We start from the raw sequence: 24452 nt of genomic DNA on the forward strand, positions 1-24452 counted from the left end.
TCGAGGTTTAACGGTTTATGAGTCGCATCGACACTCTGCCGGACGCAGGGCCGGCACTTTCTCTCCGGCACGCGCTCTACCGCGCTGGTCGCGAATACAGGGGTGGTCTCACCACTCTGGCCTTCAACATGGGTATGGATTTCGATGCCCTGCAGAAGAAGCTGAAGCACGATGAAGAGCGCCGCTGGCTCAATCCTGACGAGCTGGAAGAGGTGCTGCAATGGACCGCTGACCGTCGTGTCCTCGACGCATTGGGTCGTGCGGCAGGCGTTGTTTGGTACCGCCCTGCGCCGGTCCCCGCAACCAATGAGCAGTTGAAAGCAGTTGGCCTGCTGCTGAAGGAAGCGGCTGAGTTCGTGAGCAGCATGCACGAAGGCGCTGCGGACAACGTCTGGGAGCTACACGAAGTGCAGAAGCTGGAAGCCTGCGGGCTGGACGTGATCCGCCAGGTACTCGCGATTACATCGGGTGCACGCCAAGCCATGGAGGACCAGGGCAATGGCTGATGCAGTCGACTTCGCTAATGATCAAGCTGAATACTTTCTCCAACTGTCGCTGCAGCGCCTTGCGCGACTTCCTGACAGGCCTTCAGCGCAGAACTGCGAAGACTGTGATGACCCTATTCCAGTAGCTCGTCAGCTCTCGGTCGCTGGTTGCGTGACCTGCATCGATTGCCAGGATCTGCGGGAGCGTCGTCGATGAGCGAGCGCCCAGCAGCAACCACGGCCGTATGGGCGCGCCGTTACATTGAGACTTTCGGCCTCGCCCTGGTGCCCATTGAGCCGGGCGAAAAAGGGCCGAAAGGTAAGGCTTGGAATACGCCGGGAGGCTATATCACAGACGCAGACGCGGCAGAGGCGTTCTGGCTGGAGCATCCCGATCACAACCTTGGGGTGGTGCTCGGGCCGAGTCGCGTCTGTTCGCTTGACGTTGATGACGTCGAGTTTTGCCGAATCGCTTTGCGTGAGGCCTTCGGGCTGGATCTCGACTCGATAGCGGCTGCTTTCCCGACCACGGTAGGTAACCCAGCGCGCTTCCGTGTTATGTTCCGCGTTCCGGATGGGGTTGAGCTGAGCCGGCGGTCATTGGCATGGCCCAACCAGGCCGACCCTGATGGATCAATCCTGAAGGCGCTGACCGCTCAAATGGTCGCGGCGAAAGAGGCTGGTGACGAGATCCGCGAAGCAGCGCTCAAGATGGCTGCAGAGCCCTTTAAGAAAATCACCGTGTTCGAGCTGCGCGGCGGAGCGGTTCAAGATGTGCTGCCGCCCTCGATTCACCCTGGCACTGGGCAGCCGTACACATGGCGCATTCCGCCTTCTGCAGACGGGCTGCTTGAGTTGCCGGCTGATCTGCTGAGTCTTTGGCAGGATTGGGACCAGGCGAAGCCTAAGGCGCTGGCTGTTTGTCCGTGGATTCCCAAGCCCGCCGCGGTCGCTTCGTTGCCAGCGACCCGCCCCCGGCCTGTTGGCGTGCCATCAGGTAACTCGCTGCCTGATGTCATCCCTGAGTTCAATCGAACCTGCGACATTGCCACTTTGATCGAGACGCATGGCTACAAGCGCATCGGTGGCAAGTGGCTGTGTCCTCACAGCAGTAGTGGCGACCCTGGGGTGACAATCAGCGAGGGTAAGCTGTATTCCCACCACAGCTCTGATCCGCTGGCCAACGGCCACAAGAACGATGCCTTCGATGTGTACTGCATCCTGGTACACGACGGTAACCAGCGGGAGGCCACTAAAGCGGCAGCGCGGATGCTGGGTTTGGACGCGAAATCGAGGACGCCGGCGCCTCCGCCTATCGGTGAGCTTCCCCGCACCCCATCAGCTAATGAGCCTGTTGCAGGCCAGGATGATGGTCGGGGAGTCGATGATGTGACACAGCACGCAGAGCCCGAGGGCAGCGAGCCCAGCGCGGCCTGCTCCTCGGCCTCCGGGGGGGAGGGGGTGGATGGTCTGGTGTTGAAAAGCGCTATGCGGCGGTTCGCATTGGTCGAGGGCTCCACTAGCGTGTGGGACCTCGATAAAGGTCAGTCGATGAAGCGTCCTGGGTTCGAGGCGCTGGTAGGCAAGCCGCTCGCCAAGCAATGGATGGATCGGACAGACAAGAAGCTGGTTTCGATTGACCAGGTGAAAGAGCTGGAGCAGGTGAAGAGGCTGGCGGCGAAAAAAGGTGGTGCGCTGAAGCTGGACCCGATTGAGCGCTACGTCTACATCGATGGCACTAAGGATGTTTGGGATCGGGAGAAGAAGCGCCGTATCGCTGAGGGGGCCGTGAAAATGGCCATGGGAGAAGAGTACAAGTGGTGGCTCAATAGTCAGGATCGCCGTGTCGTGGATGTCGACCACATCGTATTTGACCCCACCATGACCAAAGACCCTAACCTTTACATCAACACATTCGAGGGACTGCCCCTGGCACCTGTGCGTGATGATGCTGCCTGCGAGAACCTGCGTTGGTTGATTTCGTTCCTCTGCAACCATGACGAGGAAGCACTCGGCTGGCTGACGAAGTGGTTGGCATACCCGCTGCAGAATATGGGAGCCAAGATGGATACGGCGGTGCTGATGCATTCCATCATGGAGGGCTCGGGCAAGAGCCTGTTGTTCGCTGACATTTTCGGCCAGTTGTACGGCCAGTACGCTGCAACTGTTGGTCAGACGCAGTTGGAGGGTAGCTTCAACGCCTGGCAAAGCCGGAAGCTGTGGGCTGTATTCGAGGAGGTCGTCAGTCGGGACCAGCGATACAACCAAGTCGGTAAAATCAAGCACATGATCACTGGCAAGACCGTGCGGATGGAATCGAAGTTCATTAACGGTTGGGAAGAAGCCAACCACATGAATGCGGTCTTCCTGAGTAACGAAATCATGCCGTGGCCTATCAGCGAAGATGATCGCCGGATGCTTGTGATGTGGCCCATGCAAACATTGCCGGTAGATCGCCAGAAGGCTATCGGTCGGGAATTGAGCAGTGGTGGAGTGGCGGCGCTATATGGCTGGCTGCTCGCGGTCGACCTCGGTGATTTCAACCAGCGGACTCGTCCTCCCAAGACTGAGGCGCGGCAACGTTTGGTCGCACTTAGCCGAACCGCATGGCAAACTTTTCTCCATCTCTGGCAAACTGGAGAGCTTGGGCGAGGTCTATGGGGTTGCTGTCTCGCGACCGACTTGTATGCGTTGTTCATTGAGTGGTGCTCGCGCAACAAAGAGCATGCCATGAGTCAGACGAAGTTCTCTCTGATGCTCAGTGCGACGGTCGACAAGACGCGCTCGATCCCATGGACAGAGGGGAATAGTCGCCGATTTGCGGCGTTCTTTTTCCCGGATGATCCCGAGGCTTCCCTACCCCCATCGTTCAATGCGGCCGAGCTGGGGCAGGCCGTTATCACCTGGCGCAGCAAGGCGAAAATTGCGGGGTGGAACGTCGACACGTGGGATCACGTGAAGGGGGCCGCGGCATGAGACCAAGGACTCCTGTGTTGGGTGTGTTGGGTTTGTGTTGGGTCGGTTTGAGCAACCCAACACGCATAGAGCCCCCTGATTTCAAGGCTTCCCGTACCCCTGTGTTGTGTGTGTTGGGTTTGCGCGCACGCGCGCGTGCGGGCGAACTTTTTCTGATGCCTCAGCAGATCAAGAAAAAACTCTATGCGAGGACTCAAAAACCCAACAAACCCAACACACTCAACACACCTAACAGTAATGCCTTGAATTCATTGGTTTTTATCTGTGTTGGGTTTGTGTTGGGTTGCTTGAATGTGTGTTGGGTTCTGTTTTTCGGGGGATTCTGCTGATGAAAAAGGATATTGACGACCTCATGCGCCACTGGGGCGAGCAGCGGGCGCGGTGCGGGTTGGTGTCAGGTTTGGGCAGCCAGTTGGGTACCATTATGGAATGGAAGGGCGCAGCGCCTCGCGGTGGCGCATCGGGCTCAAGGATCCCGGTCAACGGCTTGGGCATGGATCGCGCCGCTGCCGAGGTTGAGGCAGCGGTTGCGGAATTGGAGCGTCGTGATGATCGAGGCCAAACTTTGGCCCGCCTGGCTACCTTCCGATATCTGTACGAGACGACGATCCGCGAGCAGATGAGGGCGGTCGGCTTAGCGGAGGATGCTGAGCGCACCTACTGGAACTGGTTGGATGCGCTGCATTTGCAGGTGGCCAGGATCATCGTCGCCCGTTCCGGGTTGAATCGGACCACTACCGTTCGTCGTGTTGGAATGCGCCGAGCGTGCGCCGAAGTTGCGCCGAAGTAGCGCCGAAGCGGAGTGCCGAAAACAGCCTCTTTTCGGTTTTGCAGTTCCTCGGTAAAAAGGCTCCACGATGTAAAAAGTGCGCTTAGGCGCTTCCCCCATAAGCACTGTGCTGTGCAACCCGCTCCGATCTTTCGGCGCATCGAGAACCCTGCCACCCGGCGGGGTTTTCTATTTTCGGCGCCGTGCTTTGCCAATGAGGCTTACATGAATAGCGAGCAACAAACGTTAGCCGAACTGCCGATCTGGATGGTGATTGTGCTATCCCTGGTCGGCGGTGTTTCGGGAGAGATGTGGCGGGCCGACATGGCGGGCGCTCGCGGTTGGGGGCTGATTCGCCGGTTGGCGTTGCGCTCTGGTGCCTGTGTGACCTGCGGGCTTTCGACCAACATGCTGCTGTACGCCCTTGGCGTTTCAGTATGGGCGGCGGCGGCGGTGGGTTGCTTGGCTGCGATGGCCGGCGCGGATGTTGCGATCAACCTCTACATGCGCTGGGCCGCAAAGCGCCTGGGGCTTGAGCAGGCGCCGCCCCAGGCCGGCGAGCCTGGGCAGTGACCCGGCCGGCAGCCCCGGCGGGGCGGGGGACCCTGGCGATATGGCCGGGGTACGGGGCAGGAAACCCGCGATTCTTTGTTAGCGGGAGGTTCACCCGCTTAGTGAACTGCGGTGAACTGGTTAACCCCCCGAATCCATTGGGTGAACTGGACGATTCAACATGACGTACCTGACGAAATCGGAATTCGCCGCCCGACACGGATGGTCGAAATCCTACGTTTCGAAACTGGCTAAACAGGATCGCCTGGTACTGGCCGCCGACGGCAGGGTCGATGTGGAAGCCACCGAGGCGCTGCTTGCTGAGTCAGCCGACCCGAGCAAGGCGGCCGTTGCGGCTCGGCATGAAGAGAGCCGCATCGAGCGCGATGTCCGAAGCCAGCTCCAGCCCGGCGGCGCTACAACTTCGGTGCAGCCATCAGATCCCGTGCCGGGTACCGGGCACAACTTCCAGCGCTCGAAGGCGCATCGTGAGTTCTACCTTGCGCAGCTGGCCGAGGCCGAGTTTCACAAGGTCCAGGGCAACTTGGTCGAGCGGCTGGCGGTCGAAGACGCCGCGTTCGCTGCTGGGCGGATGCTCCGTGATCAGTTCTTCGGCATTGCGCCGCAGCTCGCCGCCGAACTCGCGGGCATGAGCGATCCCTGGGAGATCGAGAAACACCTTGCGGGCGTCTTTCGCCGCATATTCACAGAGGCCGGCAAGATGAACAGCGCTGACCTTGAACGAGCCATCACACAGAGCTGAGCTTATGCCCACCGGATACGCAGACGGTGCCGAGGTGTACCGCGAAGCGTATTGCCGAGGGCTGATGCCCGACCCCGAACTGTGGGTCGATGAGTGGTCGGATGAGTACATGCGGATCCCGCGTGATACCGGTGCCGCTGAGCCTGGCAAGTACCGCACCGAGCGTACGCCGTATGCCCGTGAACCCATGCGCTGCCTGTCGCCTGCCCACCCGTGCAAGCGGGTGATCACCATGGTGGCCTCGCAGTTGATGAAAACGCAGATTGCCCTGAACTGGATCGGGGCGCTGATTCACATGGCCCCGTCCAACATCCTGACCCTGTTACCCAGCCTGGGATTGGCGAAGCGGGTGTCATCGCGGATTGGCAAGACCATCGCCGCGACGCCCGAGCTGAATGCGCGCGTGGCTGCATCCCGCTCACGAGATGCGCGCAATACCATGGACACCAAAGAGTTCGAGGGTGGCACGCTCTATGCCACCACGGCTGGCTCGGCCGCCAACCTTGCCGAACTGTCGGCGCGGTATGTCTACGGCGACGAGATCGATCGTTGGGATGTTGACGTCGACCAGGAGGGCGACCCCATCAAGCTGGCCGAGGCGCGCGGCAGTACCTTCGGGCGCAACGCCAAGTTCTATTTCTCCAGCTCGCCCACCATCAAAGGGGCGTCGCGGATCGCAGACCTCTTCGAGATGAGCGATCAGCGGTACTACTACGTGCCGTGTCCGAGCTGCGGGCACATGCAGACGCTGCAGTGGGAGCGTCTGCTGTACTCGGCTGACTTCGACACCGTGCACTACCAGTGCGCCGGGCCTGAATGCGACGTGCTGATCGAGGAGCACCACAAGGGCGAGATGCTGGCCAGTGGGGAATGGCGCGCCAACTCGCAGGGCGACGGCGAAACGGTGGGTTTCCACCTCAACGCGCTGTATGCCCCACTGGGCTGGCATTCCTGGGCCATGCTGGCTCGTGAGTTTGAAGACGCCAAGCGCGCTCAGGATCGCGGCGAGCTGGAGCCCATGCAGGTGTTTTACAACACCCGCCTTGCCGAGGTCTGGAACAGCGCAATCGAGCAGACCAAGGCCGAGGTGCTGCAGGCCCGCGCGCTACAGGAAGACTATGTCCTCGGCACTCTGCCTGTGGGGGTGCTTGGGTTGACGGCCTCCGTCGACGTTCAGGCCAACCGCCTGGAGTTGATGGTCATGGGGTGGGGCGCTGGAATGGAACGCTGGGTGGTCGATCACCTGGTGATACCCGGTGACCCAGCGGACGAACGCATTTGGGCGCTGCTGGATGAGCGCCTCAAAGTCCGTTATCGCCACCCCTGCGGTGTCGGCCTGGCCATCCTGGCCACGGGTATCGACTCTGGCGGTCATCACACTCACGAGGTCTACCAATTCACTCGCGTGCGTCGCTGGCGGAACGTGTTCGCACTCAAGGGGGCAAGTAAACCAGGCCGCCCAGTGATCGCCCAGCGCCCGTCGCAGGTGGACGTCACCTGGAGGGGCCAGACCGAGCGCAACGGTGCAGAGCTTTGGATCGTCGGTACCGACACGGCCAAGGACTGGATCTACAACCGCTACAGCTTCGAGACGGGGCCTGGTGCTTTGCACTTCGCAAAGGATCTCCCTGATGAGTTCTTCCAGCAGTGTGTGGCCGAACGCAAGATCGCCCGCTACGTGAAGGGCTACAAACGGATCGAGTGGGTCAAGGGCAAAGCTGACCGCAACGAAGCGCTCGACCTGATGGTTTACAACCTGGCCATGGCCAACTTCCTCGGTCTGCACCGGTACGGCGAACAGGACTGGGACAAGCTGCGGCAGGCGCTCGCGCAGGCCAACTTGTTCGATCAGGGCGAACCCCAGCCAGCTCGGCCCCAGGCCAGCGATATGGACGCCGACGACCAGGCAGAAGAGGTCGCTTCGCCACCCTCTGTCTCTCTCCCAATCAAACGCAACGATCCGCCACCGCCGCCGGCTCCCCGAGCCGCGCCTCAATCTACGCATCGCCGCAGCTCTAGCAGCGGCTACCTGAAGAGACGCTGATATGGCTTACAACAAAGCACACCTCGACGCCGTCGAGCGGGCGATTGCGCGTGGCGAGCGCGTTGTTCGCTACAGCGACCGCACCGTCGAATATCGAACGGTTGATGAACTGATCAAAGCCCGTGATCTGATCCGCACGGAGCTGGCCCAAGCCGCTGGCCCGCGCTCCCGCGTGGTTCGCCTCTACCATGGGGGTAAGGGGCTGTGACCGGTCGCTATATCCCCACGCGCTCTGGCCTGCTGGTGCCTGAGCGAATCAAGGCCAGCTACGAGGGTGCCGCCGAAGGTCGGCGTTCTTCTGGCTGGGACGCCCCGGACACCGGGCCAAACAGCCTGATCATGCCGGCCCTGCGCAATCTGCGTTCGCGTTCTCGGGCCGCTGTGCGCAATGACCCGTATGCGGCGAACGTGATCGACAAGCGGGTCAGCAATCTGATCGGCACAGGCATCACGCCACAGCCGCGCTTGCTCGACAAGGCGTTGCGCAAGGCCATGCAGGTGCTTTGGGAGGACTGGGTAGACGAGTCGGATGCGGATGAACGCACTGACTTCTACGGCCAACAGGCGCTGGTGGCGCGGACGGTTGAGCAGTCAGGCGAGTGCTTTGTGCGCATGAGGCCTCGACGGCTTGAGGACGGGCTGGCGGTGCCGCTGCAGCTGCAGTGCCTCGCCCCCGAGTTTGTGCCGCACGACAAGTTCGAGGTCACCCGCACTGGCAATGTGATCCGCGCGGGTATCGAATTCAACAGCATCGGGCGCCGGGTGGCCTACTGGTGCTACCGCAACCACCCCAGCGACAAGGCATCGCTCAATGCTGGCTACAACCCCGTGGTGCGGGTGCCGGCAGAGCAGATGCTGCACATCTTCGAACCCCTCGAACCTGGCCAATTGCGTGGCGTGCCAAGGCTGGCGCCGATCCTGAAACGCCTGCGCAGCCTAGACAACTACGACGATGCGGTGCTGTTCCGCCAGGAGGTGGCCAACCTGTTCGCAGGCTTCGTTCGTAAGCCTGCACCGGACGGGCCAGGGCATCCACCCATGGACATGCTCACCGGTGCGCCGGTGACCCACGATCGCGATGCGTTTACGCCGATGGTGGCGCTTGAGCCCGGCACGATGCAGGAGCTGGGTCCAGGTGAGCAGGTCGAGTTCTCCGACCCGCCTGACGGCGGCAATAACTACCCCGATTTCATGCGGCAGCAATTGATGGCCGCCGCCGCCGGGGCTGGCCTGCCATACGAGCTGATGACGGGTGATATGCGCGGTGTTAACGACCGGGTGATCAGGGTGGTGCTGAACGAGTTCCGGCGCCGTCTGGAGCAGCTGCAGTTCTCTGTTTACGTCCACCAGCTTTGCCGGCCCGTACGCGCGGCATGGATGGATATGGCAGTGCTTGCCGGAGCATTGGACCTGGTTGACTACAACCAGCGCCGCCGCGAGTACCTGCGTACCCGATGGGTGCCGCAAGGCTGGGCTTACATCCAGCCGGTGCAGGACGTGCAGGCACGCATGCTTGAGGTTAAGGCAGGTTTTGCCTCGCGCAGCGAGATGTGCCTGCGTTCGGGTACCGACGCGGAAATCGTGGACGAAGAGAACGCCGCTGACATCGCCCGGGCCCAGGCCTTGGGCCTCAACTACAGCAGCTTGTCGGCCATCGAGAATGAGCCTGATGAGCCCGACGACAAGGGAAGCACATGAAACAGATGATGCCGCTTCGCATCTTCAACAAGGCCAAGACCAGGCTGCAGGTCGAGGATGAACACTGGTACCAGATCTCGGCTGCTGCCGAAGGCGAGGGCGAGTCGAGTGCCATCGAGGTCTACATCTACGGCGAGATCGGCGGCTGGGGCATCACTGCAAACCAGTTCATCCAGGATCTCAAAGCGATAGACGATGGGATTTCGCCGGTCGTAGTGGCCTTCAACACCAACGGTGGTGACCTGTTTGAAGGCCTCGCCATTCACAATGCACTCAGCCGACTGGGTGAGCGCTGTACGGGTCGCGTCGATGCGCTGGCCGCAAGCGCTGGCAGCGTGGCGGTGTGCGGCGCGCACCGGGTGGTGATGGCAGCGAATGCCATGCTGATGATCCACAACCCTTACACCTGGGCGGGCGGCGATGCCGAGGAGCTGCGCCGGGTCGCTGACGTGCTCGATCAGGCGTTCGAGGTAATCATCGCTGCCTACAAAGCCAAGGCGCCGGACATCGATGAGGTCGAGCTGCGGCGGATGGTCAACGATGAAACTTGGCTCACTGCTCAAGAGGCGCTGGAGCTGGGGCTTGCCGATGAGGTAGGGCAGGGCGTGAAGGTCCAGGCCTGCCTGGGACAGGGTACCGCAATGGCCCGCTATCGCAAGACGCCCCAGGCATTGCTGGATCAGCTCAAGGCCAGCCAGGCCCAACCCACAGAGCCTATCACTCCTGAGCCCGAGAACGATCCTGTGACGCCGACGCCGACGCCGACCGACTCGACAGCGCTGGCGCTGATGATTACCCAGGCCTGCGCCAAGGCGGGCATAAGCAACTTGGTGGAGCCGCTGATTGCTTCGACCAAGCTTGCCGACGAAGCGACCGTACAGGCGGCGTTGACCCGTGCCAAGTCGGTTCGCGATCTCTGCGCTGCAGCGCGCCTGCCGGAGATGACAACCGAATTCGTGCAGGCCGGTCTGGAGCCAGCAGCTGTCCGGGCGCGGTTGTTCGACAAACTGGTGGGCAGTGGCAAAGGCTTTGAAATCGACAACAGCCTACCTCCCGCCGACGACGAGCCGGAGAAGGTAAAGGCGCAGATGCCCAATCCATCCAATATCTGGACTGCCCGACGGCAGGCCGTCAATAAAGGAGCACGACCATGAGCAACATCCGCCAGGAGCCGGTACACGCCGGTGAGTTCCTGCTGTCCGAAGGTGCTGGGAAGATCTCCCGCGAAGCCATCAACGTGGTGGCCGGCGAGGCTTTGATGGCGGGGCAATTGCTTGGGCTGGTCACTGCAGCCGGCGAATTCGCCCCCTACAACCCGGCCGCCGAAGATGGCAGTGAGAACGCTGTGTGCATCCTATTTGCCTCGCTCGGTCAGTCCGACGTTTCCCGCCGTGGTCGAGCCGTTGTGCGCTTGGCTGAAGTGAGTGAAGCGTCGCTGACCGGTCTTGATGCTGACGCAGAAAAAGCCTTGGCGGCGCACTTCATCATCGTGCGCTGACTCAGGTCCGACCTCTACCCACCCCGCCCTGAGCGGGGTTCTTACTTTCTGGAGTACCCCCATGGCTGAAATCGCCATTTTTGAAGACGACGCTTTTGGTGTTGCGGCCCTGACTGCGGCTATCAACGAGCAGGAATATGTGCCAGGTCGCCTGGCCGCCCTTGGGCTGTTCGAGGAAGAGGGTGTCTCCACCCTGACCGTGCAGATCGAAAAAGATGGCGACAAGCTCGCCCTGGTGCCGTCCGGTGAGCGCGGTACATCAGGCCTGGTGGTCGGTGGCAGCAAGCGCATTCTGCTGCCCTTCAATACAGTGCACCTTCCCCAGCGTTTCTCTATCCGTGCGGACGAAATCCAGGGCATTCGGGCTTTTGGCACACAAACCGAACTGCAGGCGGTTCAGGACGTGGTCAACCGGCGCCTGGGCAAGGCTCGGCGTCAGCTGGATGCCACCCACGAATTCCATCGCATGGGTGCGATCAACGGCAAGGTGCTCGATGCAGACGGGTCAACGGTGCTGCTCGACATCTTTGAACGTTTTGGCGTGTCGCGGCAGAGCATGTCGATGGGGCTTAACGACCCGGATTCAAACGTCCAGGTGCAAAGCGTAGAAGCGCTGGACATGCAAGAGGATGCCCTGGGCGCCGCCACTACGAGCGGCGCGCGTGCGTTCTGCGGCAAAACCTTCTGGAAGAAGCTGATTGCCCACGGGTCGGTGGTCGAGACGTACAAAGGTAGCCAGCAAGCTGCCGCCCTGAGGGGGGATGGACGTGAGGCATTTGAGTTCGGTGGCATCGCCTGGGAGCGCTATCGCGGGAAGGTGGGCGGCGTTTCGTTCATTGCTGATGATGAGGCCCGTCTCGTGCCCGAAGGCGTGCCGGAGCTTTTCCTTTCGGTCTATGCCCCGGCCGATTACATGGAGACCGTGAACACCGAAGGCCTGCCGTACTACAGCAAGCTGGAAGTGATGCCGTTCGGCAAAGGCGTGGAGGGTGAGGCGCAGTCCAACCCCTTGCACATTTGCACCCGTCCTCGCGCAATCATCCGCCTGACGCTCTGAACATGGCCTTTCGAGACCTGCTTGTCGACGTTGATGACACAGTTTTCGAGGTGTTAGGTGATCCCGCGCTGATTGATGGGCGTGAGGTGCTGGGGATGTTCTCGGCGCCCTGGCTGCAACCCAAGCTCGGCCAGATCAGAACTGCATTGAGAGAGCCGCACCTGGTCATCCGTGTTGGCGACAACTCCGGCGTCGAGGTCAAGCAGAAGGTCGTTATCGATATGCCGGTTGAGGATGGTGGGGGCAACTACACCATCGCCGGCATTGAGCCAGGTGGGGATGGGCTTGTGACCCTCGTATTGAGGAAAGCGTTATGAGTGTCGGTAGTTACTACAAAACCTCAGCCAGCTCGGGACTGCTGACTCTGCAGATGAGACCTGAGGACGTTAAGGGCTTTGTGGATTTCGCCAAGCTGGTGCCAAAGGCCGTCGTCGCTGCCCAGCGGCGAGCCATCAACAAGACACTGCGTTGGCTACGTGGGCAAGTGGCGCGCGAGGTTGGCCGGCAAGAACGTATTGCCATCGCAGCGGTAAGGCAGCGTATCAAGGCTTTCCCCGTCACCGGCAATGGGCAGGGCAAGCTGTGGTTTGGCATCAGGCCCATTGAAGCAAGTCGCGCTGGCAGGGCGCGACAAACGCGCTCAGGGGTATCCGTGGCAGGGCGTCGTTACCAAGGTGCGTTCTTCAAAAAGGTCTATGGCGGCAAGCCGGATATCTGGATTCGCACAGCCAGCAAACACTTTGACGCTGATGACTACCCAGATAGCGATGTGTCAGGTGGCGGCGGTCGTCGTTCCGGTTGGGTTTCGGAAAACGACAGTCGGTTTCCCCTGGCAAAGGCCAAGATCTCGCTTGAAGACGTTCGACCACATTTCGACGCTTGGATCAATCGGGCTCACGACCGGCTGCTGGTGGTCATGGAGCAGGAGTTGAACTTTGAACTGCACAAATACCTGAAGAGGGCAGGCAATGGTTGATCATCCAATACCCCTCGCCAATCTATACGCGGCGATTGAGCAGCACATCAGTGACGCTATACCCGGGCTTGCTTATATCGGGACCATGCCGGCAGGGATCGAGATCGTGCAGCCTCCTGCAGTCGTGCTTGAACTAGCTGGCTTCGATGACGCAGACAAGGATCCTGGCACAGGCGAAACGGCAGTTGATGCCCGGTTCGAGGCGCGGGTGATCGTTGCGGCAGAAGAAGAGAACTGCTTGCACGTGGCTGCTTTCGTTGCTGCACAGCTGGCAGTGCTGCTGCGTATGCAGTCATGGGGCCTAGCTGTGGAGTTTGCCCAGTTTGTGCGGGCAGAGCGGGACTGGAGTCGTCCCGAGCTGGATAGCTTCGCGGTCTGGGTGGTCGAGTGGACCCAGGTGATTTACCTCGGGGAGGAGGAGTGGCCGTGGCCCCGAGAGTCCGGCCCGCTGGTGGTCGCCTTCGACCCAGATAGTGGTCCGGGCAATGAGGATCAGTACCAGGCACCGGAGCCGCTGGCATGAGTTACCCGCTCGCGCAGCTCGACCGCATGATGGCCGGCCTGGTGATCCCCTGTTACGTGGTGGGGGTGGACCTGGTCGCCGGCAAGGTTCGGGTTTCCGATGGCGGCGATTGGACGAGCGCCTGGGTGCGCTGGCATGCCCTGGCCGCCGGCAAGGCTCGCCACTGGCGTGCGCCGAGCATGGACGAGCAGGGTGTGCTGGTGAGCCCTAGCGGCGAGCCTGCGCAAGGGACGTTCGTTCCAGGGCTGTATGGCAATGCCGGCGCCCAGCCGGACAACCGCGACCATGTCGAGGTCTGGCGTTTCGACGATGGCGGCTCCCTGGTCTACGACTGGGCGGCCAAGAGCTACACCATCAAGCTGCCCACCGGCACGGTCAACATCGAGGTCGGTAGCAGCAAGGCGACGATCACTGACGACGCAATCAGCGCCAAGTCAAAGGCGATCACCGCCGAGGCCGAGACGTACACGGCTATAGCGCCTGAGATTCTGCTGCAGGGCAACGTGAGGATCGACGGCGCGTTACTAGTAACGCTCGACATTCTCGGCCTCGGGAAAATCATCGACACCCTCGGCAACACGCCGAACCACAAACACTGACAGCCCGCATTCGCGGGCTTTGTCTTTTCTGGAGCATCACTTATGGCAGTTAAGAGAACCGCCGCGACCGACGCGGCAGCGGTGGCGGACGAATCCGCAGTTGTACCTGGTGCGCCTGACGGCGCCGACACCGCTGTTGTGGCCGTTGAGCCGTCTGGCGTGACCTTCACCGACAGCGCCTATACCTCGCGCTCGCTGTTCCTGCAGGCCGGTAACGACCTGCGCGAGTTCAAGGTGCAGACCGGCCGCGTGACCGTCCAGGCCGACGACGACGAGGCGCTGGTGTTCCTGCGCGCCCATGCCGACCTGCAGCCGCTGGACGGGTAAGCATGATTGGCGTCGACCGCAGGACCGGCCAGCAATCCACCGGCCTCGATCACTTGAAACAATCGATCGAGGACATCCTGACCACGCCCCTTGGTAGTCGCCGCATGCGACCGGATTACGGCTGCAACCTGCGCCGCTTTGTCGACCTGCCGGTTAACGAGGGATGGAAAAGCGCCGTACAGGCCGAGGTGGCCCGCGCCCTGGGTCACTGGGAGCCGCGTTTGCGGCTGGAGCGGGTCAAGGTCGTTTCCGTGGTCGACGGCCAGATTGGCCTGCAGCTGACCGGCCAATACCTGGGCAGCTCGGCTGTCGTGGAGGTAAGCGCGTGATCGATCTGTCTTTGCTCCCCCCACCCGAGGTGGTGGAAACCCTCGACTTCGAGACGCTGTATCAGGAGGTGCTGAGCATCTTCCGCGCCCATATGGGCGATCAGTGGACCGCGTTACTGGAGTCCGACCCCGTGGTCAAGCTGATGGAGGTCATGGCCTACCGTGAGCTGCTGATGCGCGCGCGGGTCAACGCGGCGGCCAAGGCCAGCTTGCTGGCTTATGCCAAGGGCGCCGATCTGGACAACCGCGCCGCCGACTATGGCGTGCAGCGGTTGACCATCCGGGCAGCGGATCCCGACGCGGTGCCGCCCGTTGCCGCTGTGATGGAAGGTGACGAGGCGCTGCGCTACCGCACGCGGCTATCGCTTGAAGCGCTGTCGGTCGCCGGCAGCAGCGGGGCGTATGAATATCACGCGCTTAGTGCGTCGGCCGACCTGGTACACGTTTCGGTCGACTCGCCCCGGTTTTCCGGGGTGCCGGTGCCAGCCGCGGTTAAAGCGCAGTTGCCGCCCGGGGCCATTGTCGTGGTCTGCGACTACGACGCCGGCCTGGCCAATCCTCTGCCCGGTGACGTGTCGCTTGCGGTGCTGGCCGGGACGAGCAGCACCATGCCCGAGGCGCAGTTGGTGGCCACGGTCCTTAAGGCGCTGTCGGCCGAGGACGTGCGGCCGGTGACAGATCGGCCACGCGTGCAGGGTGGCATCCCGACCGACTTCAAGGTTGAGGCCGTGCTGTGGGTGGAAAATGGTCCAGACCCGGACGTTGTGCTAGCCGCAGCCCGGAAGAGCCTTGATGCCGCCGTTGCCGAGGCGCGCCGCCTTGAGGGGCAATTGCCCGTTTCGGCGATCTATGCCGCGTTACACGTAACGGGCATCAGTCGTGTGGACCTGGTGAAGCCGGTCGAGGGTGTGGTGTGTGACAAGCGGCACTATCCCCGCGCTACGGCGATAGCACTGACGACCAAGGTGGTCACATGAGCCTGCTACCGCACAACGCCACGCTGCTGGAGCGCTCGCTGGAGCGCGCCGGCGAGCTGGGTGTGGACCCGGAAATCATCCGGGGCGTGGCCGACTCGGCACGCTGTCCGCCCAGCTTCCTCCCCTGGCTGGGCTGGGCGCTCAAGGTCGAGGGCTGGGAGGCGGCTTACACCGACGCCCAGCGCCGCGAGCTGATCCGTGAGGCGATTCCGGTTCACAAGACCAAGGGCACTGTCGGCGCGATCCGGCGAGTGCTCAAGGCGGTGCGGGTCAACGCGGAATTCAAGGAGTGGCACCAGATCCCGAACTCCGCGCCGTACACGTTCCAGGTCACGGCCTGGGCGAACGACAACCGGCCGGGCGAGGGCTCGATTATCTCGCCTGAGCTGGGGGAGCGACTGCGCGCCCTGGTCGACGCGGCGAAGAACGAGCGCAGCCACTATGAGTTTCGGCTGGGTGCGCGCTTCGACGGTGGCCTGGTGCTGGTTAACGCCTTCCAGGCGCGCGCCGTGCAGCATCGATCCATGGATGCCCAGGCGGTGCCCTTCGACCCCATGGCGCAGACGGTGCTGTTTGCCAATGCGCTCAATGCGTCCAGCGTATCCCGGCGGTTTGCCGAGGCGCAGGGCGTACCCATTCAAGCAGAAGCTGCCCCGCTGGTGGCCAACGCGGTGCAGGTGCGCGTGGTCGTGCGGGGCTACATGGAGGCTGTTCTATGAGTACAGGCTTGCAACCTGTCATCACCAAGGCCGGCCTGGCGGCGATCCTGATGGCGACGAAAACCGGCCTGTCGGCCGAGATTAGCCATATCGCCCTGGGCAGCCAGGCCTACACCCCGAGCGCCGATCAAAAGACCCTGCGCAACGAGGTGGCGCGGTTCCCGATTTCCAGCGGCGAGAAGCTGAGCGGCACGCTGTTGCACCTGACCGCTGTCGCCGATGGCACAACCGGCTACTGGGTAAAGGAGGTCGGCATTTTCCTCAAGGACGGCACCCTGTTGGCGGTCTGGTCGCACTTGACCGAGGCTTTGACATACAAGGCCGCCAACATCGACCTGCTGCTGGCCTACGACCTGTCGCTGGCTGCGCTACCGGCGGACAGCGTAACCATCACAAGTACGGCCGCCGGCCTCAACTTGACTTTGGCAGCGTCCCTGGCAGCGCAGGCCACAGCACTCATTGATGAGCAGCTGCGCGGTCTGAAACAGCACGACCGGCAACTTAGCCAGGAGCGCCTGCAGCAGATCGCCGGGGAGCAAATCAGCAGCCTACTTGACCGTATGAGCGCCGCTGAAAAGGCGGCGATTCAAACGCGGGATGGCTTGCTGAGTGTAGCGATTGCCAATGCCACCGGGCTGATTGCCCTTCAATACACCGTTATTCAACACATCCATGGAGCATAGGCATGAGCCTTGAAACCGAAATCGCCGCGCTGACCGCGTCTAACAACAAGATGGCGGAGTATTTCCTTGGGAAAAAGGATGCCATCGACAAAGCCGTATCGGCTGCAGTGGCTGCGGCGCCTGCCATCAGTCGAACCTTCTATGTCGACCCTAAGCTGGGTGACGACGCAGGCCTCGGATCGAGTGCCAGCCCATTCAAGACCCTGGCGGCGGCCATTGCCGCAACCCCGGCGGGGGGGCGCTGTGAGGCTTGGTTGCAACAGGATTACACCCTGGCAGAGCACCTCTACCTGCAGGGTCGTCGCTTGTCATTGCGTGCAGAGGCGAACTCCGGGCGCAAGCTGATCCTCAATGAATTCGTGCCATCCAGTGGTCAAGGCCTGCGCATGGGTTGCTTCTGGCAGTCCGATGGTTCGACGCTGGACTTTGCTCAGATGACGATCAGCCTGCCGGCTTCTTCGGCTGGCGACCTCGACACCTATTACTGCCTCGCCTTCGGTAGCGGAGCATCTTCGCCGGTGCTGCATCAGATGCGTTTCTACAATTGCGTGTTTGAGCTTCGTGGCACCTTCCGTGGTCGCCTGTTCGGTCCAAACGCTGCGCTTTATGCCCTTGCAGTTTCCGGCACCTCTATTCCGTCGGCTCTGGCCGGTTCGATCATCCCAGGTGTTGCCGCCGGCACGGATTCCAAGACCCTGGCAAACATCATCACCAACGTTCCAACACTCTGAGGCCCTGCCCATGCAAAAGCAGTTTTTGACCGTCGTTTTCCAAGGCGACAGCTATGTGGGTTTCGACTTCGGGGCGCTGCCCCTGGGGGCGGCTTTGTTAGCTGCTGAACAGCAGATCGAGCAAGCGGCCGATCAGGCCCGTGCATCCGTGCTGGGAGATTCGCTGCGAGCGGTCGAGTATCAGATGGCCGAGGATGAAGCCAAGGCTTACAAGCTGGCCGGTTATGACGGCGACGTGCCGCTGACAGTCCAGGCGGTGGTCGATGCCCAGGGCATCGACCCGCAAGCCGCTGCGGAGGTCATTTTGGCCGAGTCAGAAGCCTGGCGGGCTGCGCTCTGTGCAATCCGCTCGGCCCGCCTGAAAGGCAGGCAGGAGGTGCTCAAGGCTAAGAATCATGATGAGGCCGAAGGTCACGCCGACACGGCAATCAACGCGATCCGCGCCAGTGTGGCCGGCAACGCCTGACCCTCTCCCCGCATTCCCTTGAGCGCCCCGATTTCGGGGCGTTTTCGTTTCTGCAGGGCCGCCGCGTGCGGCCCTTTCTTTTGGAGCATTCCCAATGGCTGCAAGCTTCTTTCACGGCGTTACCGTAACGAGCGTCGACACTGGCGCGCGTAGTGTCTCGCTACCGTCTTCCTCAATCATTGGCCTGGTCGACACCTTCACCGAAGGCGCCGGCGCAACGGCCAAGGCGGGCGACCTGGTGCTGATCACCAACGAGCGCGAGGCCGTTGCCGCGTTTGGCCCCGCCTCGGCAATCACGAAGGCCTGCAAGGCGATCTATGCCCGCGCCAAGGCGGTCATCGTCGCTTCGGGCGTGGCCAAGGCCGTCGACGCAGCCGCGCAGACTTCCTCGATCATTGGCGGCGTGCAGGCCAACGGCAAGCGTACCGGCCTGCAGGCGCTGCTCGATGGCAAGAGCCGTTTCAACGCCCAGCCGCGCCTCATCATCGCGCCCAAGCACAGCGCTACCCAGGCGGTGGCCACGGCGATGGACTCGATTGCAGCCAAGCTGCGTGCTGTCGCCATCATCGACGGCCCTGGCACCACCGATGAGGCGGCAACCACCTACGCCAAGTTGTTCGGCTCCAAGCGTCTTTTCATGGTCGACCCTGGCGTGCAGATGTGGGACACCACCAGCAACGGCACCATCGACGCGCCGGCCTCGGCCTGGGCTGCAGGCGTCTTTGCCTACACCGATAGCCAGTACGGTTTTTGGGCCTCGCCATCGAACAAGGAGTTTGTCGGCATCACTGGCACCACCCGTGCCATCGAGTACCTGGACGGCGACGAGACGTGCCGGGCCAACCTGCTGAACAACGCCAATATCGCGACGATCATTCGTGACGACGGGTTCCGCCTGTGGGGCAACCGCACGCTGTCGAGTGATGCCAAATGGGCGTTCGTCACCCGCGTGCGGACCATGGACATGGTCATGGACGCGATCCTCTACGGCCACAAATGGGCCGTCGACCGCGCTATCACCTCGACCTACATCCGCGATGTGACCGAGGGTCTGCAAGCCTTCATGCGCGACCTGAAAGCCCAGGGCGCAATCATCAACTTCGAGGTCTACGCCGACACGGTGCTCAACACGCAAAGCCAGCTGGAGCAGGGCAAGGTGTATTGGAACATCCGTTTCACCGACGTTCCGCCGGCTGAGAACCCCAATTTCCGCGTCGAAGTCACTAACCAGTGGCTGACCGAAGTCCTCGATCAAGTCGCTTAAGGAGCGCACCACATGGCAATGATTCCCGAAATTCTGGCCAACCTGAACCTGTTCGTGGATGGCGTCAGCTTTCAGGGCGATGTCCCAAGCCTGACCCTGCCCAAGCTCACCCTCAAGATGGAGGAGTACCGCCCTGGCGGCATGGATATGCCGGTTGAGATGGATGTGGGTATGGAAAAGCTGGAGTCCACCTTCGTCACCACCGGCGTGCGGAAGGAGTCGCTGAAATTCTTCGGCCTGGCCGACGGCAATGCCTTCAACGGCGTTTTCCGCGGCTCGTTCAAGGGGCAGAAGGGCGAAACCAAAGCGGTGATCGTTACCCAGCGCGGCACGCTGAAAGAGCTGGATATGGGCGACTGGAAGCCGGGCGACAAGGCAGAGCTCAAGCACGCCGTTGCCCTGACCTATTACAAGCTCGAAGTCGGCGGCGAGGTCATTTACGAGATCGAGCCGATGGCCATGAAACGCGTCATCAATGGCGTCGACCAGCTGGCCAGCCAGCGCCGCGACCTCGGCCTGTAACCCTGCTCAACCTTTCCGCACACCTTCTCGTATCAAGGACAAATCTCCATGAGCAAGCCAGCACCGAAGTACATCGCCCTGACCGCTGAAAACGTCACCATTACCCTGACCAAGCCCGTCGTGCTGAACGGCATCGAGCAGGACAAAATCACCCTGCGTGCGCCGACCGTGCGCGACATTCGCAACTCTTCCAAGACCTCGGACGGCGACGAAGAACAGCGCGAACTGAACCTGTTCGCCTCTCTCGCGGATGTGGGTGTGAAGGATCTGGAAGACCTCGTCTACAAGGATTACAACCGCGTGCAGACGGGTTACACCTTTTTGGTGCGAGAGGACGAACTGTAATCCCGAGACGCTGAAAAGCGCGGCCAAGCGACTGGCGGCGGAGCTGCATTTCTCGGCCGCTGAAATCCTGACCATGTCCTACCAGGATATGGTCTGGTGGCTTTCGGATTGAGCTTGCATAGGGGGTACCGATGGCAAGCAAGCTAGCGTTATCGCTGGTGATTGGGGGGGCTGTCGCTTCATCGGTCGGCGCCGCATTCAAGACAGTAGAAAACGGCATCCAGAAACTGGAGGCCAAAGGCAACAGGGCCAAGGTGCTCAAAAGCACCATCGGAGAAACCATCAAACTGCGCGAAGAATGGAAGCGCGCGCATGACAGCGGCGCCGCCGGCGCCGACAAGTTGTTACGCAAGCTGGACAACAATCTCGATGCTCTGCGCAAGCAAGGCGTCGAGGTTGGGCGTCTCTCCCGTGAGTACCAGCGCCTGGCCCGCGAGTCCAAGGCCGCCGATCTGCAGTTGAAGGGCAACCAGCAACTGCAGGCGGGCAAGTCCGCGCTCAAATCGAACATTGGCCAGGCCGTGGTCGCCACTGGCATGGCCGCCGTGCCAACGATGATCAGCGCGAACTATCAAGCGGTCATCCGTGACATTGCGATCAAGGCTGACATTGCCAACAAGCCGGAAGAGCAGCAGCTTACCCGGACGGTAATCGACACGGCCAAAGACACCGGTATGTCGCGCAATGACGTGGCCGACCTGGTCAACCAGCTGGTCGGCGCCGGCATGGAGCTGGACAAAGCGCTGTCCTATGCGACGGTGGCGGCCAAGTTCGCCATTGGCCAGGGCGCTTCTGGCGTTGATACGGCGTCGATGATCCAGGCGCTGCAGCAGAACGCCAGGATCAGCGACCCGAAGGTCATGCAGCAGGCCCTGGAGGCTATCGCCTACCAAGGCCAGGCGGGCAGCTTCGAGGCCAGTGACATGGCCAAGTGGTTCCCGCAGCTGCTGGCCGGTATGGAGAAAAACGGCATCACCGGGCTGGATGCGGTGACGTCGCTTGGCTCCATGCTGCAGGTGCAAATGAAGACCGCCGGCAGCTCGGACGAAGCCGCGAACAACTTCAAAAACTGGATGGAGAAGATTGGTGCCGGCGACATCAAGAAGGCCTACAGCGATGTAGGCATTGACTACCAGGCGTCGCTGAATACCGGTCTGCAGAAGGGCATGAACGTCATTGAGGCGTCCATGGCCCTGGCCATGAAGTACGTCCAGGCGACTGACCCGGCCAAGGCTAAAAAGATCGAGGAAGCCAAGGCCAAGATCGATAAGGAGGTTGACCCGGAGAAGGCCGCCGCCGCGCTTGAAGCCCTGGAGAAAACCCTGCGTACCGGCGACCTGTTCGCCGACATGCAGGTCAAGGCGGCGCTCACGGCCTACGCGCAGAATCGGGGGCTCTATGAAGAGCTGAAAGCCGATTCTAAGAAGGCCTCGGGGATCCTCGACAAGAACCTTGCCGAGCGCCGCGAGACTTCCGCGCAGCAATGGGCCGAGACGGTCCAGTCGATTGACGACGCCATGCGTAGCATCGGCGATGCCATCCGGCCGGCCACGGATATGGTGGCCACGGGAGTGACCACGGTTGCCCGTGGCTTGACCAAGTTGGCCGACGGGTTCCCGTCGGTTGTGCTGGGCATTGGCGGCATCACTGCGGCGGTTATCGCTTTCATGACCGCATCGAGCGCGCTGAAAATCGGCCGTGGCGTTTTCAATATTGCGCGCGGCCGAGGCCTGGAGCGCTTGGCCGGACGTGCTGGGCGGGGCGAGCTGCCCAAGACGGGCAGCAAGGTGGTCGACACCGGCCTGGGCGTGCTGGGCAAGGTGTTCTCTTCCAGGTCCACCGAGTCGGCCCCGGCCAATGACGGCGAAGCGGGCGGCCACGACCCGCAGCGCGTGTTTGTAGTTAATGCCAGTGCCATCAGCGGGATCGGCAGTAGCGTCGCCAGTAACGGCCCTGCAGGGCCTGGTCGGGGCAGTCGCCGAAGTCGTCGCCGGGAGCGCCGGCGCCTGGCGAAACAGGGGCCTGTGGTACGGCCGGGAGCGAAGGTGGAGGTGCCCAGCGCGTCGGTGCCCAAGCGCCGACTATTTGCTGCAGTGCCGGCGGCGCTGACGGGTGGCGACGAGGTGGGCAAGGTAGCGCGCTCTATTCGTGGGGTCGCCCGTTTGGCTAAGCGCCTGCCCGGAGGCAATGTTGTGGATGCCGGTGCTCAGGCGCTCGACGTCGCACTGAATGCCGAGACCAAGGATGAGAAGGCCGAAGGATACGGTGGCGCCGCCGGCAGTCTTGCGGGCACGCTTGCGGGAGCAGCTGCAGGTGCAGCTATTGGCTCGGTCGTGCCGGTCATCGGTACCGCCGTTGGCGGTGCTGTGGGCGCCATCCTGGGCGGCATGGGTGGCGAAACGTTCGGCGGCTGGCTGGGTAAGCGGTGGTTTGGCGAGGAGCAACCCGAAGGGGAGGCCAAGCCGAAGGCGGAAACGCCGCCGGCGCCTGGTGAGGCGTTACGCGTAACGCTGGAGCCTGGCCAACAGGCCAGGCCGGCGCCGCCAGTCCCTGCAGCAGTCGCCAAACCTGTGCCGGCACCGGTACCGGACCTGAGGAAGACTGTGCGCGAGCCGGTCAAGGCCAGCGCGCCGGCACCGACCGTGGTCAAGCAGGTAATCACGCCGGCGGCGCCCGAGCCAGTGTCCCAGGCACCGGTGGTGGCCCCTGCAGCAGTCGACGGCCAAGAGCGTGTGCCGGTCGCCGAACCTGTGCCAGCGTCGGTACCGGACCTGGGCAAGACCGTGCGGGAGCCGGTCAAAGCCAGTGTACCGGCACCGACGGTGGTCAAGCCGGTGCTCAAGCCGGCGACGGCCCCTGCAGTAGTCGACGGCCGGGAGCGTGTGCCGGTCGCCGAACCTGGGCCGGCGCCGGTACCGGACCTGGGCAAGACCGTGCGGGAGCCGGTCAAAGCCAGTGCCCCGGCACCGACAATGGTCAAGCCGGTGCTCACGCCTGCGGCGCCCGAGCCAGTGCTCCAGGCGCCGATGGTGGCCCCTGCAGTAGTTGACGACCGGGCGCGTGTGCCGGTCGCCGACCCTGTGCCGGCACCGGTGCTGGACCTGAGCAAGACCGTGCGCGAGCCGGCCAAGGCCGGCGCCCCGGCACCGACGGTGGTCAAGCCGGTGATTACGCCGGCGGCACCCGAGCCAGTTCCCCAGGCATCGCTGGTGGCCCCTGCTGCAGCCGACGACCGGGAGCGTGTACCGGTCGCCGACCCTGTGCCGGCACCGGTGCTGGACCTGGGCAAGACCGTACGCGAGCCGGTCAAGGCCAGCGCACCGGCCCCGATCGTGGTCAAGCCGGTGATCACGCCGACAGCGCCCGAGCCAGTGCCCCAGGCGCCGGTGGCGGCCCCTGCAGCAGCCGACGGCTGGGAGCGTGTGCCGGTCGCCGAACCTGTGCCGGCACCGGTGCTGGACCTGGGCAAGGCAGTGCGCGAGCCGGTCAAAGCCAGCGTACCGGCACCGACCGTGGTCAAGCCGGTGATCACGCCGGCGGCGCCCGAGCCAGTGCCCCAGGCGCCGGTGGTGGCTCCTGCAGTAGTTGACGACCGGGAGCGTGTACCGGTCGCCAGTCCTGTGCCGGCGCCGGTGCCTTCCCTGGGCGCTGCTGTGCGTGACCTGGCCAAGGCCATGCCGGCTGCGCCGGCGCCGCTGCTGGTCAAGCCGATGGTCACGCTTGCGCAGCAACCGACGGTCCCTGTGCCACTGGTGGTGCCTGTGGTGATCGACAACCGGGAGCGTCTGCCGGTCGCCGAGCGAGCATCGCCTGATGCCAGGCCTGCAGCGCCGGTACCAGATGCCTCGCTTTCCCTCGGAGAGGTGGTGCGGGGAATGACCAAAGCAGCGCCGCCGGCGCCACGGATGCCCGAGGACAAAGCGGCCGAAGCCCCTGCGCCGGCCAAGGTGCCGGCACCGACGGTAGAGCAGTCGTTTACCTTCGCGCCGTCTATCAAGCTCGACGTGCATGGAGATGTGAAAGACCCCGAGCAGGTGGTGCGTGAACTGGAGCCTCCATTGCGCCGGCTTTGGGAGGCCTTTCAACGTGAGGTTTCCGCGCGCATGTCCTCGGCTCAGCTGTTCGATCAACCACACATCTAAGGAGGGC

Annotated in this window: 27 protein-coding genes; all 27 read left to right on the forward strand. The window is 62.5% G+C overall.

Annotation, left to right across the window (positions count from 1 at the left end; translation table 11 throughout):
• Positions 1 to 17 precede the first annotated feature (17 nt).
• The 27 genes from HU766_RS05025 to HU766_RS05155 all read left to right on the forward strand — a co-directional run bounded on the left by HU766_RS05025 (position 18) and on the right by HU766_RS05155 (position 24445).
• Positions 18 to 506 (forward strand): phage regulatory CII family protein, encoded by a 489-nt coding sequence (locus HU766_RS05025; RefSeq protein ID WP_186654095.1) that lies wholly within the window; start codon positions 18 to 20, stop codon positions 504 to 506.
• Positions 499 to 702, forward strand: coding sequence for a TraR/DksA C4-type zinc finger protein (locus HU766_RS05030; protein WP_186654098.1), 204 nt, complete (start codon positions 499 to 501; stop codon positions 700 to 702). Before HU766_RS05025 ends, HU766_RS05030 begins: the two co-directional genes overlap by 8 nt.
• A complete protein-coding gene (locus tag HU766_RS05035) occupies positions 699 to 3461 on the forward strand; it encodes a bifunctional DNA primase/polymerase (RefSeq protein WP_186654101.1) in 2763 nt (920 codons plus the stop codon). The genes HU766_RS05030 and HU766_RS05035 overlap by 4 nt, the downstream gene beginning before the upstream one ends.
• Positions 3462 to 3789: 328 nt before the next feature.
• A complete protein-coding gene (locus HU766_RS05040) occupies positions 3790 to 4251 on the forward strand; it encodes a hypothetical protein (protein ID WP_238338558.1) in 462 nt (153 codons plus the stop codon).
• 204 nt (positions 4252 to 4455) lie between these two features.
• Entirely contained in the window at positions 4456 to 4803 is a 348-nt protein-coding gene (locus tag HU766_RS05045; RefSeq protein WP_125854740.1) for a phage holin family protein, read from the forward strand.
• Between the two features lie 160 nt (positions 4804 to 4963).
• Entirely contained in the window at positions 4964 to 5545 is a 582-nt protein-coding gene (locus HU766_RS05050; RefSeq protein ID WP_186654104.1) for a terminase small subunit, read from the forward strand.
• Positions 5546 to 5549: 4 nt separating this feature from the next.
• Entirely contained in the window at positions 5550 to 7589 is a 2040-nt protein-coding gene (locus tag HU766_RS05055; protein ID WP_186654107.1) for a phage terminase large subunit family protein, read from the forward strand.
• A gap of 1 nt (position 7590) precedes the next feature.
• Positions 7591 to 7797, forward strand: a complete 207-nt coding sequence (locus tag HU766_RS05060) for a hypothetical protein (RefSeq protein ID WP_186654110.1) — start codon at positions 7591 to 7593, stop codon at positions 7795 to 7797.
• Positions 7794 to 9287 (forward strand): phage portal protein, encoded by a 1494-nt coding sequence (locus HU766_RS05065; protein WP_186654113.1) that lies wholly within the window; start codon positions 7794 to 7796, stop codon positions 9285 to 9287. Before HU766_RS05060 ends, HU766_RS05065 begins: the two co-directional genes overlap by 4 nt.
• Positions 9284 to 10441, forward strand: coding sequence for a head maturation protease, ClpP-related (locus HU766_RS05070; protein WP_186654117.1), 1158 nt, complete (start codon positions 9284 to 9286; stop codon positions 10439 to 10441). The genes HU766_RS05065 and HU766_RS05070 overlap by 4 nt, the downstream gene beginning before the upstream one ends.
• The gene (locus tag HU766_RS05075) at positions 10438 to 10785 is read left to right on the forward strand and encodes a head decoration protein (protein ID WP_186654120.1); all 348 of its coding nucleotides are present in this window, start codon (positions 10438 to 10440) and stop codon (positions 10783 to 10785) included. Before HU766_RS05070 ends, HU766_RS05075 begins: the two co-directional genes overlap by 4 nt.
• Positions 10786 to 10846: 61 nt before the next feature.
• The gene (locus HU766_RS05080) at positions 10847 to 11842 is read left to right on the forward strand and encodes a major capsid protein (protein ID WP_186654122.1); all 996 of its coding nucleotides are present in this window, start codon (positions 10847 to 10849) and stop codon (positions 11840 to 11842) included.
• A gap of 2 nt (positions 11843 to 11844) precedes the next feature.
• Positions 11845 to 12159, forward strand: coding sequence for a hypothetical protein (locus HU766_RS05085; protein WP_186654124.1), 315 nt, complete (start codon positions 11845 to 11847; stop codon positions 12157 to 12159).
• A complete protein-coding gene (locus tag HU766_RS05090) occupies positions 12156 to 12818 on the forward strand; it encodes a hypothetical protein (protein WP_186654127.1) in 663 nt (220 codons plus the stop codon). The genes HU766_RS05085 and HU766_RS05090 overlap by 4 nt, the downstream gene beginning before the upstream one ends.
• Positions 12811 to 13341: a hypothetical protein gene (locus HU766_RS05095; protein WP_186654131.1), complete on the forward strand. Its 531-nt coding sequence runs from the start codon at positions 12811 to 12813 to the stop codon at positions 13339 to 13341. Before HU766_RS05090 ends, HU766_RS05095 begins: the two co-directional genes overlap by 8 nt.
• Positions 13338 to 13940: a phage baseplate assembly protein V gene (locus tag HU766_RS05100; protein ID WP_186654134.1), complete on the forward strand. Its 603-nt coding sequence runs from the start codon at positions 13338 to 13340 to the stop codon at positions 13938 to 13940. Before HU766_RS05095 ends, HU766_RS05100 begins: the two co-directional genes overlap by 4 nt.
• Before the next feature lie 42 nt (positions 13941 to 13982).
• A complete protein-coding gene (locus HU766_RS05105; RefSeq protein WP_186654137.1) occupies positions 13983 to 14267 on the forward strand; it encodes a hypothetical protein in 285 nt (94 codons plus the stop codon).
• 2 nt (positions 14268 to 14269) lie between these two features.
• Positions 14270 to 14596: a GPW/gp25 family protein gene (locus HU766_RS05110; protein WP_186654142.1), complete on the forward strand. Its 327-nt coding sequence runs from the start codon at positions 14270 to 14272 to the stop codon at positions 14594 to 14596.
• Positions 14593 to 15573 (forward strand): baseplate J/gp47 family protein, encoded by a 981-nt coding sequence (locus HU766_RS05115; RefSeq protein ID WP_186654146.1) that lies wholly within the window; start codon positions 14593 to 14595, stop codon positions 15571 to 15573. Before HU766_RS05110 ends, HU766_RS05115 begins: the two co-directional genes overlap by 4 nt.
• Positions 15570 to 16292: a phage tail protein I gene (locus HU766_RS05120; RefSeq protein WP_186654150.1), complete on the forward strand. Its 723-nt coding sequence runs from the start codon at positions 15570 to 15572 to the stop codon at positions 16290 to 16292. Before HU766_RS05115 ends, HU766_RS05120 begins: the two co-directional genes overlap by 4 nt.
• Before the next feature lie 8 nt (positions 16293 to 16300).
• Positions 16301 to 16975: a phage tail protein gene (locus tag HU766_RS05125; protein ID WP_238338559.1), complete on the forward strand. Its 675-nt coding sequence runs from the start codon at positions 16301 to 16303 to the stop codon at positions 16973 to 16975.
• Positions 16976 to 16977: 2 nt separating this feature from the next.
• A complete protein-coding gene (locus HU766_RS05130) occupies positions 16978 to 17706 on the forward strand; it encodes a hypothetical protein (RefSeq protein WP_095065295.1) in 729 nt (242 codons plus the stop codon).
• Between the two features lie 10 nt (positions 17707 to 17716).
• Positions 17717 to 18172 carry a hypothetical protein gene (locus tag HU766_RS05135; protein WP_095065293.1) on the forward strand — a complete coding sequence of 152 codons (456 nt, stop codon included), beginning with the start codon at positions 17717 to 17719 and terminating at the stop codon, positions 18170 to 18172.
• A gap of 94 nt (positions 18173 to 18266) precedes the next feature.
• Positions 18267 to 19436, forward strand: a complete 1170-nt coding sequence (locus HU766_RS05140) for a phage tail sheath family protein (protein WP_186654159.1) — start codon at positions 18267 to 18269, stop codon at positions 19434 to 19436.
• A 12-nt stretch (positions 19437 to 19448) separates the two neighbouring features.
• Positions 19449 to 19958: a phage major tail tube protein gene (locus HU766_RS05145; protein WP_186654162.1), complete on the forward strand. Its 510-nt coding sequence runs from the start codon at positions 19449 to 19451 to the stop codon at positions 19956 to 19958.
• A gap of 48 nt (positions 19959 to 20006) precedes the next feature.
• On the forward strand, positions 20007 to 20303 hold the full coding sequence (locus HU766_RS05150) for a phage tail assembly protein (protein ID WP_186654165.1): 297 nt from the start codon (positions 20007 to 20009) through the stop codon (positions 20301 to 20303).
• Between the two features lie 131 nt (positions 20304 to 20434).
• On the forward strand, positions 20435 to 24445 hold the full coding sequence (locus tag HU766_RS05155; RefSeq protein ID WP_186654168.1) for a phage tail tape measure protein: 4011 nt from the start codon (positions 20435 to 20437) through the stop codon (positions 24443 to 24445).
• Positions 24446 to 24452: the final 7 nt, after the last annotated feature.

This window comes from Pseudomonas sp. SWRI77 (assembly GCF_014269105.1).
Classification (GTDB): Bacteria; Pseudomonadota; Gammaproteobacteria; order Pseudomonadales; family Pseudomonadaceae; genus Aquipseudomonas; species Aquipseudomonas capeferrum.

Coding starts and splice junctions, on each gene's coding strand:
- HU766_RS05025 (WP_186654095.1), top strand. CDS start 18: ATGAGTCGCATCGACACTCTGCCGGACGCAGGGCCGGCACTTTCTCTC.
- HU766_RS05030 (WP_186654098.1), top strand. CDS start 499: ATGGCTGATGCAGTCGACTTCGCTAATGATCAAGCTGAATACTTTCTC.
- HU766_RS05035 (WP_186654101.1), top strand. CDS start 699: ATGAGCGAGCGCCCAGCAGCAACCACGGCCGTATGGGCGCGCCGTTAC.
- HU766_RS05040 (WP_238338558.1), top strand. CDS start 3,790: ATGAAAAAGGATATTGACGACCTCATGCGCCACTGGGGCGAGCAGCGG.
- HU766_RS05045 (WP_125854740.1), top strand. CDS start 4,456: ATGAATAGCGAGCAACAAACGTTAGCCGAACTGCCGATCTGGATGGTG.
- HU766_RS05050 (WP_186654104.1), top strand. CDS start 4,964: ATGACGTACCTGACGAAATCGGAATTCGCCGCCCGACACGGATGGTCG.
- HU766_RS05055 (WP_186654107.1), top strand. CDS start 5,550: ATGCCCACCGGATACGCAGACGGTGCCGAGGTGTACCGCGAAGCGTAT.
- HU766_RS05060 (WP_186654110.1), top strand. CDS start 7,591: ATGGCTTACAACAAAGCACACCTCGACGCCGTCGAGCGGGCGATTGCG.
- HU766_RS05070 (WP_186654117.1), top strand. CDS start 9,284: ATGAAACAGATGATGCCGCTTCGCATCTTCAACAAGGCCAAGACCAGG.
- HU766_RS05075 (WP_186654120.1), top strand. CDS start 10,438: ATGAGCAACATCCGCCAGGAGCCGGTACACGCCGGTGAGTTCCTGCTG.
- HU766_RS05080 (WP_186654122.1), top strand. CDS start 10,847: ATGGCTGAAATCGCCATTTTTGAAGACGACGCTTTTGGTGTTGCGGCC.
- HU766_RS05085 (WP_186654124.1), top strand. CDS start 11,845: ATGGCCTTTCGAGACCTGCTTGTCGACGTTGATGACACAGTTTTCGAG.
- HU766_RS05090 (WP_186654127.1), top strand. CDS start 12,156: ATGAGTGTCGGTAGTTACTACAAAACCTCAGCCAGCTCGGGACTGCTG.
- HU766_RS05095 (WP_186654131.1), top strand. CDS start 12,811: ATGGTTGATCATCCAATACCCCTCGCCAATCTATACGCGGCGATTGAG.
- HU766_RS05100 (WP_186654134.1), top strand. CDS start 13,338: ATGAGTTACCCGCTCGCGCAGCTCGACCGCATGATGGCCGGCCTGGTG.
- HU766_RS05105 (WP_186654137.1), top strand. CDS start 13,983: ATGGCAGTTAAGAGAACCGCCGCGACCGACGCGGCAGCGGTGGCGGAC.
- HU766_RS05110 (WP_186654142.1), top strand. CDS start 14,270: ATGATTGGCGTCGACCGCAGGACCGGCCAGCAATCCACCGGCCTCGAT.
- HU766_RS05120 (WP_186654150.1), top strand. CDS start 15,570: ATGAGCCTGCTACCGCACAACGCCACGCTGCTGGAGCGCTCGCTGGAG.
- HU766_RS05130 (WP_095065295.1), top strand. CDS start 16,978: ATGAGCCTTGAAACCGAAATCGCCGCGCTGACCGCGTCTAACAACAAG.
- HU766_RS05135 (WP_095065293.1), top strand. CDS start 17,717: ATGCAAAAGCAGTTTTTGACCGTCGTTTTCCAAGGCGACAGCTATGTG.
- HU766_RS05140 (WP_186654159.1), top strand. CDS start 18,267: ATGGCTGCAAGCTTCTTTCACGGCGTTACCGTAACGAGCGTCGACACT.
- HU766_RS05145 (WP_186654162.1), top strand. CDS start 19,449: ATGGCAATGATTCCCGAAATTCTGGCCAACCTGAACCTGTTCGTGGAT.
- HU766_RS05150 (WP_186654165.1), top strand. CDS start 20,007: ATGAGCAAGCCAGCACCGAAGTACATCGCCCTGACCGCTGAAAACGTC.
- HU766_RS05155 (WP_186654168.1), top strand. CDS start 20,435: ATGGCAAGCAAGCTAGCGTTATCGCTGGTGATTGGGGGGGCTGTCGCT.